General features: G+C 58.0%; 10 protein-coding genes and 1 riboswitch. Of the genes, 2 read left to right on the top strand and 8 right to left on the bottom strand.

Annotated elements, in window-relative coordinates; genetic code table 11:
• The 8 genes from EN943_RS27500 to EN943_RS27465 all read right to left on the bottom strand — a co-directional run.
• A partial coding sequence (locus EN943_RS27500; protein WP_164778403.1) for an ABC transporter substrate-binding protein occupies positions 1–905 on the bottom strand: 905 nt, incomplete at its 3' end.
• A gap of 166 nt (positions 906–1,071) precedes the next feature.
• The gene (gene glyA / locus EN943_RS27495; protein WP_127415399.1) at positions 1,072–2,373 is read right to left on the bottom strand and encodes a serine hydroxymethyltransferase; all 1,302 of its coding nucleotides are present in this window, start codon (positions 2,371–2,373) and stop codon (positions 1,072–1,074) included.
• A 184-nt stretch (positions 2,374–2,557) separates the two neighbouring features.
• Entirely contained in the window at positions 2,558–3,970 is a 1,413-nt protein-coding gene (locus EN943_RS27490) for an L-serine ammonia-lyase (protein WP_245476002.1), read from the bottom strand.
• Between the two features lie 110 nt (positions 3,971–4,080).
• A riboswitch (glycine riboswitch) is annotated at positions 4,081–4,170 on the bottom strand.
• A 144-nt stretch (positions 4,171–4,314) separates the two neighbouring features.
• The gene (locus EN943_RS27485) at positions 4,315–5,376 is read right to left on the bottom strand and encodes a methylenetetrahydrofolate reductase (RefSeq protein ID WP_127415398.1); all 1,062 of its coding nucleotides are present in this window, start codon (positions 5,374–5,376) and stop codon (positions 4,315–4,317) included.
• Positions 5,373–5,960, bottom strand: a complete 588-nt coding sequence (locus EN943_RS27480) for a methylenetetrahydrofolate reductase C-terminal domain-containing protein (RefSeq protein WP_127415400.1) — start codon at positions 5,958–5,960, stop codon at positions 5,373–5,375. Before EN943_RS27480 ends, EN943_RS27485 begins: the two co-directional genes overlap by 4 nt.
• A gap of 342 nt (positions 5,961–6,302) precedes the next feature.
• Positions 6,303–7,703: an aminomethyltransferase family protein gene (locus EN943_RS27475; RefSeq protein ID WP_127415397.1), complete on the bottom strand. Its 1,401-nt coding sequence runs from the start codon at positions 7,701–7,703 to the stop codon at positions 6,303–6,305.
• Between the two features lie 146 nt (positions 7,704–7,849).
• Positions 7,850–9,040, bottom strand: coding sequence for a 2Fe-2S iron-sulfur cluster-binding protein (locus EN943_RS27470; RefSeq protein ID WP_127415396.1), 1,191 nt, complete (start codon positions 9,038–9,040; stop codon positions 7,850–7,852).
• The gene (locus tag EN943_RS27465) at positions 9,037–9,876 is read right to left on the bottom strand and encodes an FAD binding domain-containing protein (protein WP_127415395.1); all 840 of its coding nucleotides are present in this window, start codon (positions 9,874–9,876) and stop codon (positions 9,037–9,039) included. The genes EN943_RS27470 and EN943_RS27465 overlap by 4 nt, the downstream gene beginning before the upstream one ends.
• Positions 9,877–10,212: 336 nt before the next feature.
• Here EN943_RS27465 and EN943_RS27460 point away from each other — a divergent pair, with 336 nt between their 5' ends.
• Positions 10,213–12,552 carry a xanthine dehydrogenase family protein molybdopterin-binding subunit gene (locus EN943_RS27460; protein ID WP_127415394.1) on the top strand — a complete coding sequence of 780 codons (2,340 nt, stop codon included), beginning with the start codon at positions 10,213–10,215 and terminating at the stop codon, positions 12,550–12,552.
• 236 nt (positions 12,553–12,788) lie between these two features.
• Positions 12,789–13,073: isochorismatase family protein (locus tag EN943_RS27455; protein WP_127415393.1), on the top strand; the 285-nt coding region annotated here is incomplete at its 3' end.

Here is a 13,073-nt window from a genome sequence, read left to right as displayed (position 1 = left end):
CCCCGCCTCTGCCACTCCTGAGTGAGAGCGCCGGCTACATCAGAGTTCTGCGCGGCTTCGGGCGTCCACTGATTGAAAAAGGCAGAGTAGAAGCTGCCCTCGGCCGCCGCACCGGTCAACTCGATCAGAAGATCGGGCTGCGCGGATCCTCCGGGAACCATAACGGTCTGCTTGAGGCCTATTGTATGAGCTTGGCGCAGGACTAACGCTACCTGGTCGGCGAAACTGAACACGATGACCGCATCCGCGGGGCTCGCCTTGATGTTGGAGAGCTGGGCGCTAAGGTCCTGCGCTGTGGGATCCATTCTCTCTTCGACTCCGACCGAGATGCCTGCCCTTTCGAAGTGTTCGCGGAAGCGCGCGGAGCCGTCGATACCGAAGTCATTGGTCGCCAGCAGGAAGTTCACCTTTTTTATATTGAGCTTCACCGCCTCCTTGACGAAGTTCTCGGCCTCGATCGCGATCGTGGGAGAAATCCGGAACACCCAGGGGTTGCCTTGTGTAGTCACTTTGCTCGACGATGCAGTCTCGACCACCATTGGCACCTGATATTCCATTAGCTTCGGAAGAACGGCCAAAGTCTGCGTCGAGGTGTAGGAGCCCATCAGTACCGGAACTTTGTCGCGCACGATCAGCTTCTCGGCGGCGGCGGCCGAGTCAGTGGGCGTGCTCTTGTTGTCTTCGATGACGAGTTCAATTGGAAAGCCCAGCACCCCGCCTTTGGCGTTGATCTCGTCTGCCGCGATCTGGGCACCGTGGATGGTGTCCGCGCCGCCCGCGGCGAACACACCGGTCACCGGCTCGTTAACACCGATCTTGATGGTCTGCTGGGAATGGGCCGCCGACGTGAGCATCAGAACAGAGGTCAACGCTGCCCACAACGTGGGCATCTTTAATGTGTGCATCATAGTTCCCCTTTGCCGAGAGATTAGCGCAGTTTCGAATTCTGCATCTTTAATTTTGAATTCAAAATAGAGATGACGAGACCGTTGTCAAGCGCCGGCGGGCGATCCAGCTCCATGTATCTCAAATACGCGCGTCTCTCCCGGCGGCTCATTTAAAAGGGATGCCTTATCTCGACGTGGAGATCGACGGAGCTGTGCCACTCTTGCTCTGCGGATAAAGCGGGAAATGAGAACAGAGTGCCTCGACTTCGGCTAGCACTCTTTTCTGTACCTTCCCCAGCGCATCCGGTCCGCTTCCCATCGCTTCGACAACCTCGGAAATCCAATGACCGATCTGGCCGAATTCCTCAGAGCCGAAACCACGGGTTGTACCGGCCGGCGATCCGAGACGGATGCCCGAGGTCACTGCGGGTTTTTCCGGGTCAAACGGAATGCCGTTTTTGTTGCAGGTGAGACCGGCGGTTTCCAACGCCACTTCCGCGTCCCGCCCGTTGACTCCCTTGTTGCGCAAATCCACAAGCAGAAGGTGGGTATCGGTCCCGTTCGAGACGATGTCGAAGCCATGTTGAACCAGCATGTCTGCCAAGCCCTGCGCGTTCCTGACAATATTATGCGCATAGATCTTGAACTCAGGAGCCAAAGCTTCTCCGAACGCTACGGCTTTGGCTGCAATGACATGCATGAGCGGTCCACCCTGTATCCCAGGAAAGACGGCAGAGTTGAGCTTCTTTGCAAGCGCCTCGTCGTTCGTCAAAATCATGCCGCCGCGGGGCCCTCGTAGCGTCTTGTGTGTTGTGGTCGTAACGACGTCGGCATAGGGAATGGGAGATGGGTGGACTTCGCCGGCGACCAAGCCCGCGAAATGTGCCATATCCACCATCAGGTATGCGCCAACTTCATCCGCAATTGTTCGGAACGCCTCAAAATCAATAAAGCGCGGATAGGCCGATCCCCCGGCGATGATAAGCTTTGGCTGGACTTCACGCGCCCGGTCGCGGAGAGCGTCGTAGTCGATCTGGCAATCCTGCTGACGTACTTCATAGGAATGCGCCTCGAACCACTTGCCCGATAGCGTCACTTTCGACCCATGGGTCAAGTGGCCGCCGTGGCTGAGCGAAAGGCCCAGAAACCGGTCGCCAGGCTTAAGCAGCGCCATGAACACTGCGGTGTTGGCTTGCGCGCCGGAGTGGGGTTGCACATTCGCAAACGCACACCCGAAAAGCTTTTTTGCCCTTTCGATGGCAAGGCTTTCCACCTCATCAGCAAATTCGCACCCGCCATAATAGCGCCGGCCTGGATAACCCTCCGCATATTTGTTTGTGAAAACGCTACCCAAGGCACGAAGCACATCGTCCGAAACGATGTTTTCAGAGGCAATCAACTCAATCTGGTTTTGTTGCCTATGCAACTCACGGGCAATAGACGCGAAGACCGGATCTCCGCCCGGCGCGCATTGAAAATTCGACATGCTATTCTCCTTCGCTGGTCGACCAGCCGCTCAGTTATCTTCGGTCAAATGCCCATCGGACCCAACCGCGCGGGCGGCCTGGATGGATTATAAGGCGCGGGGGAGCCGCCGAGATTTCGGCCTATGGCAGTTGCCAGGAGCACCAGTTCGAGTCACCGAACACACTCCTGCAATCGCAGCACCATCAGCATTCCGGCACATTGGCTGCTAGGCCTCCCCTTGAAGTCTCCTTATATTTTGAATGCATATCGAGCCCGGTTTGGCGCATAGTCTCAACGACCTGGTCGAAGCTGACGCTGTGGCATCCATCGCCGCGTAGCGCCAGGGAGGCTGCGGCTATTGCCTTGGACGCCCCAAACGCATTGCGTTCGATGCAAGGAATTTGCACCAAGCCGCCGATCGGATCGCACGTCATGCCGAGATGATGCTCGAGTGCGATTTCGGCAGCGTTTTCGACCTGCTCGTTGCTGCCGCCGAGCGCCGCGCATAGCCCCGCTGCCGCCATAGCTGAGGCCGAGCCGACTTCACCCTGGCAACCGACTTCGGCGCCCGAAATCGACGCCCGGTGCTTGATAAGCGTGCCGATGACCGCGGAGGTCAAAAGGAAGGTCTGGAGTCCGGCCTGATCTGAACCCGAACAGAAATCACGGTAATATCGCAAGGTGGCGGGCACGACGCCCGCAGCGCCATTGGTCGGAGCGGTCACAACCCGGCCTCCCGACGCGTTGACCTCGTTGACTGCCATGGCGAACGCGGCGACGTAATCGAGGTAGCGTGTCGGCGTAGCCTGGTTCATCCGGTCTTTGGCTTCCAAATCGGTAAACAGCGATCTGGCGCGGCGTCTAACGTTCAAGCCGCCAGGGAGCGTGCCTTCGGCTTCAAGCCCCTCTTCGATGCAGGCGAACATGGTTTCAATGATACGATCGATTCCTCTGTTTAAGGCTCGCTCGTCAATGCGAGCGAGTTCATTCTCGCGGGCGATCTCGGCAAAGGACTTGCTTTCGGCCCGCGCCAGCGCGAGCAGGTCGGCGCCGCCTGAAAAGCTGTGTCGAAGCGGCGCCTGACCGGCCTCAGTGTGGTGATCTGAAAGGCATCGTACGAAGCCGCCGCCCGGCGAAATCCAGTCCTCGGCTAGGACAAGTGCGCCCGCTTCATCACGTGCTTCGAAGCGCATGGTATTGGGATGCACGGCCGCGCGCGTCTTTTTGTCCAAGACCAGGTCCCGCAGGGGATCGAACGGAATATCCAGAACGCCGGCGAGACAAAGCGTCATCGTTTCGTCGATCGCGGCGAGTCTACTCGTTGCTTGTTCCGCATCGAAATTGTCGGGTCGAAAGCCCGAAAGACCAAGCAGAATGGCTTTGTCCGTGCGATGGCCGACACCAGTCCAGGCCAGTGACCCCATCGCAGCAGCACGGAGTTTTGCAGGAGCCGTTCCGACCGCAAGTAACCGCTCAGCGAAAGCGCGCGCTGCGTTCATCGGGCCCATCGTATGCGAAGAGGACGGTCCGATTCCGATTTTGAACATATCGAAGACGCCGGTCGTGACCGGCATAAGTACAGGTGAGCTTTGCGAATCTTTTCGCGCGATAGCCATAAGCGACCTCATATTAATCCGGCACACCGGTTTGACGTCGCCCCATCTGTATATTTGCCTGAGAGATTTGCTCCTTCGGCGGACCGCAGTGGCGGCCTCTTTCCAGATGTCGTTATGCGCAGGTTCATTTGCCTGAGAGTTTCCGGGGCGGTTGCTCCTTCGGCGCCGGCGTGTTGCCGGTCTCTCCCTCGCGCAATGATACAATAACACGCTGGTCGATAGCCGCAATAAAAATCTGCATTATGTTTTATGAATTCATATTTCGGGTTCGCGGGCCGCGTGGTTCCAAGCCCCTGGAGATCCGCACTTTCGAAATGTTTGCGCGGAGATTCGACCCAACTTGGTCAACGTCTCTGTTCAGCGTCCAGAAGTTGATTTATCCGCTCGCCAATAAGAATAGCGTCGGCCGACTGCTCGCGCTTCCAGGGCCGCCGCCCCTTCAGCACGCCTGATTCGTCGACGATCTCGGCGACATACTCCTCCTGGCGGTAGGCCATCACATGGATTCCAGCCACACCTGGGATTTCCTTCACCTCGTTAATGATATCGATGCACAGGCGCTTGCCTTCGGCCTTCTGGTCCTGAGCGCGTTCCAGGCGTTCGATGACAACGTCGGGAATGTGGATACCCGGCACGTTGGAGCGTATCCATTTCGCAGTCCTAGCCGAGGCGAGAGGTCCGACGCCAACGAGGATGAAGACCTTCTCCGTGAGCCCGAGGTCGCGCGCGGTCTGCATGAAGGTTCTGAACATAGGGACGTCAAAACAATACTGCGTCTGAACGAATTGGGCGCCTGCTGCGATCTTTTTGCCAAGGTGGATCGGACGGAAGTCGTATGGAGGAGCGAAGGGGTTCACGGCAGCACCGAGGAACAGCTGCGGCGGCGTGGTCAGCTTGCGACCTGACAGAAACTTCCCGTTATCGCGCATGATGCGGATGGTTTGCAGCAGCGATATCGAGTCTAGGTCGAAGACCGGCTTGGCACCTGGCTGATCGCCAGCCTGCACGCCGTCGCCAGTCAAGCATAATATGTTTGCCACCCCCATAGCCGCGCCTCCGAGTACGTCGCCCTGAATGGCGATACGGTTCCTGTCGCGACACGCGATTTGCATGATCGGCGCGTAGCCCATCCGCGTCAGCAGAGCGCAAATGCCGACCGACGACATGTGACAGTTGGCGCCGGAAGCATCGACCGCGTTTATGCCGTCAACCCAGCCGTCGAAGACGGCCGCGCGTTCATACACGTCCTTGGGATTAGCGCTGTCAGGCGGATTGAGTTCGGCAGTAACCGCAAATTCACCGCGCCTGAGCACGCGCTCCAATCTCCCTTGCGAAGAGTGCCCGGGAAGAAGTTCAGGCGGAAGATGGAAACCGTCGAGATTCTCATCGCTTTGGGCCGTATTCATGACGACTCTTCTTTCGCCTTCTGTTTTGCGGCGGCAGCCAGTGCCGTGACGCGAAGCCAAGCCGAAGTCTCACGCAGCGACTGGTCCACGGGTTTTTGTATATTCAGAATGGAATCTTTTCCCCGCCGCATCTGGCTGGCACCCTTCCAAGCTTGGACCCAGACGCACGGCATCTCCGGCTCGACCTCGCAATTGCCGTTGGCGCGCACGCCTCCGCAGGGACCGTTGCGCAACTGCTTCGGGCAATTCATCGGACAACTCATGCCTGTGGAAGACAGGATGCATTGCCCACACATGCGGCAATCGAAAAGCAGTCCTTTCACGCCGCGCTCGATGGATGTCACCGGTGCCTCTACGCGTTCGTATCCAAATAGATGCCAGAGGGGATGAAGCATCAGGAACAGGTCGGCGAAGCGGGCATAGAACCACTCGAGGAAAAGCGAATGGCGGACGGCCCACAGGCGGATTGTGTAGCTTTTCCGTTGACGGCGCGACGGACTGACATGGACCGGCTTGTACTCGCTCTTCGGCTCGCCGCGGGCGACCTTCGTCGCCTGCGTGACCATTGGCATTTTTGCGGACATTGACGATTTATCCCATTGATGTTGATCGGGCATGGTGCGGGCCTACCACCTTCCCCAGCGGCCTAAGACGCTCACGAGAACACTGTACTGGAGCCTGCGATCTGCCTTCTGACCTCGCATTGGTAGTCAGTCTGCAAACGGCTCGGGCGGGCGTATTCGGCAAGACTGGCGTCAGCCGCAACGAACGCACATTCATCTCGTGCACCGAGGCCGGGCGCTATCGATGAACATCGCGCCCGGCAGCCGGTTGAGGCGGATGCATCTGTCCGTCCCGCTCTACGAGGGCGCGCTTAGCCTGAGGCCCGGGTCAACCAAATTCATCCGCCCAGATCCAAGCGTTGGCTATATTGCAGCCTTCAGCTTGTCCCGGGTCACTTTGGAGAAGGGGGCGGGTGAGACTGTTGCGCGAATGGTCGTTTGCTCGTGGCGCTCGACATGCGGCTTTCGCGAACCTCCGTTCGGTTCGCCCCAAGTCAATATGACCTGGGTTCCCGGCTCCGCAAAGTCCTCATCGATCGAAACCAGCGAGATCACGGATCGATCGTTTACGTTGTTATATCCGCAAATCTGCGACATCCCGACGAGTCTGCCATCTTCGGAGCGCACCTCGTCTGCCTGGGGAAAGCCAAAATAAGCGATAGGCATCTCAATAGACTTGTAGAGGGGACCTTCTGTCAGTTGCGATGCGTAGACCTTGATGACATCGTCCTTATCCCACAGGAGGGACCTCTTCACCCGACGTTTGCCATTCTGGGACTGCTCCAAAGCTGCGCGTCCGATGAAATCATGGTCGAACTTGACCAGATGCCCATAGCCCAACGACCACGGTGTGGAGTAGTAGTCTTCGATATTGTTGGAGTATAAACTTCCGCCGAACTGCAGATTCGCTTCCCAGCCATCAGCGGGTAACCACTCACGATAGGTGCGGAGCTGCTCGCCAGTATAGATCGCGGGGCAAGGGTTGGGCATCCAGCCATCTTCAAGTGACGCGCTGAAATAGCTGCTGGTTCCAGCCGGAACCAGTCCGTGCCCTTTACCGGCCTCGAGAATGGCATTGCGGACGCGGTCCATCTCTTCGAAGGGACCGGAAATTTCAGCGCCGGCGTGGCCGGCCATACCGTGACGCAACACCTGGACTTTGCAGCCCGCGATGGACACATATGTCCTATGAAAGAACTTCAACTCCGGCCATTCGCCGTCACATGCTTGCTCAAGAATAGCGCGCGCATTCGGCCCCTCAACCTGAAAGCGATACTTTGTCCGCCTCCCTTCCGGATTGTACGGCGAAGTCGCGTCGAACTTCATTTCGACATCGTATCCTCCCGTCTCCCCGTGGAAGCGAACCCAGTTCAACACGAACATGCCACTTATGAGTTCAAAGCTTTCGTCTTCGTCGTAGTAATAAAGCATACAATCGCCGATGTGATTGCCGCTTGGGCTGCAGGCGATGAATTGTTTGCCGCGCGTGGCTGAGAGGTTTGAAAAGCTGCATGGGGTCAAATAGCTGAGCATCTTCCTTGCATCGGGGCCTTTTACATAGAGGACGGGCATATGATGCGACTGGTCAAAAAGAGCAGCCGTCTCGCGCCACGCCCGCTGCTCCTCGCGCCAGTTAGACTGTTCCGGAGGGATGAATCTGGCAAACAGGCCGGTTCTTGATTTGTGATACTGGGCGATACTGTCGTTGTAGAAATAGTCTACGAGATTATGTTTCGAGTCGATCACCTCTTGCAGGTTCTTCATTGATTTCAATCTCCTTGATGCCCGGAAACCGGGCGTTGCGAATGAAGACTCAAGCGCCCTCTCGACGATCTTCCTGCAAGTGCAGTCGCAGCCTCGCGGCCGGCTTGATGCAACGTGACAGCCAGCTCCTGACGAGCGCCTAGCGACTACCTTGACCCGGACCTGCCAAACACGCGCCGGAACCAGCTGAAAGCCAGCGACTTGGCCAAGCCGCCGGCACTGAGGGTGCTTGCGGCGCTCTCGGAGATCCCCTCACCGGAAAGCGCCTTTTCAAGATTGGCGGCGAACAGCCGGGTGAGATGATCGGCGACATCCCTGACAAGCCCGGATCGCCCGAATTGCGCCAACGGACCCGAGAGGAGAAATCTCACCGAAATGTCGACGCGCGTCGCCCGCTCGCCTCTTTCCGTCATCTCGTAGGTGATGACGGCGCGGCCGCTTGAACCGCCTTTGGCGTCGCGCCCTGCACCGCGCACGAGGCCGGTATGTCTGGCGTTATCGCGGTCTATTTCCACGACGCCGGCGAAATTGCTCACGATCGGCCCAAGGCTGACGCTCACCTCGCCCTCGGCACGATTGTCAACGGGCTGCCGGGTTAAACGCGCACCGGGCATGCAGCGCGCGACGAGATCGAGATCGCCGAATATCTTCCACACATGCTCGCGCGGAAACGCCACCTCAAAGGACTGCTTGAGTTCAATTCCCTCCACCTGAACGGCGCGCCATTGCTCAACTGTGGTGAGTTCGGCCGCTCCTGCCGCCCGCGACACGGCGGGCTGCGCCTTTTCCGGCGTTTTCGCCGATACCGAACTGGCTTTGTGAGCACCAACTGGTCCAAGGGCGCTCCTTGGTTCGCGCGCCTTTTCGCCCGCCGCCTCGCGCCTGGCCTGGACAGACGTGATCGCCGCAACAATGCCGCCATAGCCTGTGCAGCGGCAGAGATTGCCCGACAATTCAAGGCGGATCCGCGCTTCGTCGATACCCGGGAGACGAGTGAGGATATCGCGACAGGAGATAAGCATGCCTGGCGTGCAAAAACCGCATTGAAGGCCATGGTTTACCGAAAATGCCTCCCGCAATTCACTCATGACTGGATCGTCGCGCAAACCTTCGATCGTGGTAACCTTGGCGCCGTCGCAGGCGACTGCAAACGTGATGCACGAGCGCGCTGGTTCGCCGTCGATCAAAACGGTGCAGGCGCCGCACACGCCATGCTCGCAGCCAACATGCGTTCCCGTCAGATGTTGCTCTTCGCGCAGAAAGTCCGCCAGATGGGTGCGTGAAGCGACTTCGGCGGAAACCTGCCGACTGTTAATTTCCAAGCGGATCTCGGTCATTTCATACCTGCCTGCTTTGCCGCACGCCTGAGCGCGGTGATAGCCAGTTGCTGGACGTAGACATCGTCGACGTTCTTTTCCTTGAGAAGCATAAGAACTGCGTTGTCATCGAGCCGCTCATGCATGTCCGAGTCAAAACGGCCTCCAAACAGGAAGCTTGCATCTTCGACAACGATCGGCGCCGTTTCGATAGCCCCAATCACCACCCTGAAGTCGGCTGTTTCGGGATCATGGAACACGCCGGCAATGGCATGAGCAAATTCGCCGGCCTTGCGATTGAACTTGGTGAATCCCCAGCGCGCCGAGGGCGACGCCTTCGGCACGCGGACCGCACGGATGATCTCGTCCCGCTCCAACGCCGTAACGAAAGAGGACACCATCAGGGATTTGACAGGGAGAACACGCTCTCCTTTTGGCGAAACGACGAGTGCCTTGGCGCCCAAAAGCGGCAACGCGGACACCCAATCGGCGGCCGGATCCGAATGCGCCAGGCTGCCGCCAATTGTCCCGCGGTTGCGAACGGCACGATAAGCGATCTTGCGTGCAACGAATGCGAGTAGGCCCATGGATGCATCGACTATGCGCCCGTCCTCAACGTCCGCATGCGTCACACATGCTCCAATGTCGACGAAATCACGATTGTCCGAAACCGAGTTCAGTTCAGAAATCGAAGTTATATCCACAAGCCGGTCAGGCTGCGCGATGCGAAGGTTCAACATCGGCCCAAGCGACTGGCTACCAGCTAGAGGCTTGGCGAAAACCCCCTCTTCGCCGAGCAACGTCATCGCCTCCTCGATTGAGGCCGCCCGCCGATATTCGAATGCTGCGGATTTCACGCGCCTGAGTCCACTTCGTTCAGAACATAGCGAAGCCGGCAAGGCGATCCGATCGACCGGGCGTGGCGACTTTGACCATGATGCGTCTCCGACAACTTCAATGAACGTCCTCCTCACAGCCAAGAATGGAAATGCGAATTTTGAATTATGAATACATTTGCACAGAGGCAGGGGGGCGATCAAGTGCGAGTTTTGCGTCTTCGGAGAAAAATTTCGGCGCGCGGGCGCATCGCTGTCGAATGACCAATAGGCGACCGATATTTATTGACACAAGCGTGATTGGGTGGGAGACTGAAGTGAATACAAAATTCCAAATGCAATCTTGTGAGGTCTCCGTTGGTCAAGGATGGCGTAGGCGCTAGGGCACGGCGCAAGGAGGATGAGCGCTTTCTGCTGGGACGCGGCCAATATATCGGCGATTTACGTCTGGCACGAATGCGGGATGTCGCATTTGTGCGTAGCCCGGTGGCCCACGCCTATCTCAAGAAGGTGAACATCCCTCCTCATTTGCGCGACTCTGTCATCATTGCCGGGGACTTGACCGATATGCTGCCCATGCGGGCGGTCTCGCCCCTGCCCGGCTTCCAAGCGTCCGAGCAATCTCCCCTGGCAACGGATAAAATTCGACAAGTCGGAGAGCTCATTGCCATGTGCGTGGCCGCGACCCGTGCGGAAGCGGAAGACATCGCCGCTCAGATCACGATCGAATATGAGGAACTCCCTGCGGTGGTCGATATGCTGGAAGCGCTCAAACCTGGAGCGCCGCTTGTACATGACAGCGTGGCAGGCAATCTTTATTGCAGCATCGATTACCACGCAGACATCGAGTCGGTCGCCAAGTCGGCGCCGTTCAAAGTGACGCGCGAGGTCCGTACGGCCCGGCAGGTGATGTCGCCCATTGAATGTCGTGGTTTTATTACCCAGTGGGATCCCCGTCTCAGTCAATTGATCGTTCACGGCGCAACGCAATTCCCCCATGTGGTCCGTAGCGGGCTGGCGAAGCATCTTCAAATTCCAGAATTGCAGATCCGTGTCGTAGCGCCGGACGTGGGTGGAGGCTTCGGCTATAAGGCCATCCTTGCAGGGGAGGAATTGTGTCTGTCCTGGCTCGCCATGCGCGTCGACTATCCTCTCCGCTGGATCGAAGACCGCAGAGAGATGCTCGTGGCCAACGCGAATTGTCGCGAACATTATTACAAGATGACCGCCTACACCGACGAAAAGGGGAAGATCCTTGCCTTTGAGGCCGACGGTGCCGTCGATAGCGGCGCATATTCCTCTTATCCCTTTACGTCGGCCGTTGAGGCCGCCCAGGCGGCCACGATCTTGCCTGGGCCCTATGATATCCCGGTCTATCGCTGCGCCATCGCGGCAGTGGCTACCAACAAGGCACCGCAACTTCCGTATCGAGGTGTTGCCCGCCCCGGCGTGTGCTACGCGATGGAGGTCATGATCGACGCAGTCGCCCGCGAAGTCGGCCGAGAGCCGCACGAGGTGCGCGCCGTCAACCTCGTGAAGCCGGAACAGATGCCCTACAGCAACATCACCGACAAGGTGTTCGACAGCGGCGACTATCCGCAATTGCTAAAAATGGCGATGGACGAGATTGATTTCGACGGTGTGCGCCAACGACAGAAAGAAAAGCGCGCCGATGGTCGTCTTGTAGGCGTCGGAATGTCGATCTTTTCAGAGCAAACCGGCCACGCGATGACGCAAGAGGGCAAGGTTCGCGTGCTGCATGAACAAGCCTTTGCACGCATCACTCCCGACGGTCGTCTGGAAATCCGCTGCGGCATCCACAGCATCGGTCAGGGTCTCGAGACCACGCTGGCACAGATCGGCGCCGAATGTCTGACGATAGATTTCGCCGACATCCAGGTCAAACTCGGCGACACGGAAATATCGCCCTATTCGAGCGGCGCCTGGGGATCGCGCGGCATGATCTGGGCAGGCGGCGCAACCGCGAGGGCCTGCAAGGAACTGGCGGAGCGGGTGAAGAAAATCGGCGCATCCATGCTCCAGACCGATATCGACTCGGTGACTCTCCACGACGGCATGGTCAGCGCGTCTGGTGGCCATATTTCGATCCGGGAAATTGCGAGCGCCTACTATCTTTGGCCCGAAAACCTGCCGAAGGATACCGATGCGCATGGGCTTGAAGTCACAGGCGGTTTTGCTCCGACAAAACTTACTGGCATGCATTCGGGCTCGGCGCACGTGGTGGTTGTCGCGGTCGACATTGAAACGGGGTCGGTCGAAATTCTCGACTATGCGATTTCGGAAGACGCCGGTACGCTGGTCAATCCTATGATAGTGGAGGGCCAGATCTATGGCGGTGCGGCACAGGGAATAGGTACCGCTCTGTTCGAGGAAATGCCGTTTGACAGACAGGGGCAACCTCTTGCCTCTACCCTTGCCGACTATCTGTTGCCCGGCTGCCCGGACGTGCCCAACATAAAAATCCTCCACATGGAAACGCCTTCTCCTCATACCGAATTCGGGATCAAGGGCGTAGGCGAAGGAGGCGCGATCGGGTCCGCCGGCGCGATTGCCAATGCGGTCAACGATGCGCTTAAGGGACTAGGGGTGGAAATCCTTCAGACACCAATCACGCCGCGACGGGTCGTGGAAGCGATAAACAAGAAAGCGGGTGGCAGTCGAGCTGTCGCCTTATGAAAGACCGAACCAGGGATGAGTCAGCCTGCGAAAGATATGGGCGAGTTGACAGAAAGCAAGGTCCAAGATTGAATGCAGAATTCATATGCATTCGTCGGGCATGCTAGCTTTGTCGTCGAGAGTTTTCTGGTCGGAGCGGGCCTCCCGGCAAAAAGAGGAAAATGTCGTTCGTCCCACATAGTGGGGTCATTTAAATCTCAATCGGTCGTGATGCCGCGGCCAGACACGGAGCACCTATGACAAATTTCAAGATTGATCCAAAGAGAACCGCCCTCATAAACGTCGATATACAGAACTGCTTCGTGCAGGATTCGGCGGTCGCTGCCCCGAAAGGCAAGGAAATCATTCCGCGCATCAATGCGTTGGCCGACGCGGTGCGCAAGGCCGGCGGGCTGGTTATCCACACGGTCCATGTTGTGCGTGCGGACGGCAGCACGACCGGGGTGATGGGCGAGTTCAATGCCGACATCAAGGCCGGCCTTTTGCATATGGGACGCAAGTCGGCGATGCTCCATCCGGAC

Source organism: Mesorhizobium sp. M7A.F.Ca.US.006.01.1.1 (assembly GCF_003997935.1).
Classification (GTDB): Bacteria; Pseudomonadota; Alphaproteobacteria; order Rhizobiales; family Rhizobiaceae; genus Mesorhizobium.
This window is presented reverse-complemented; position numbering and strand designations above follow the sequence as displayed.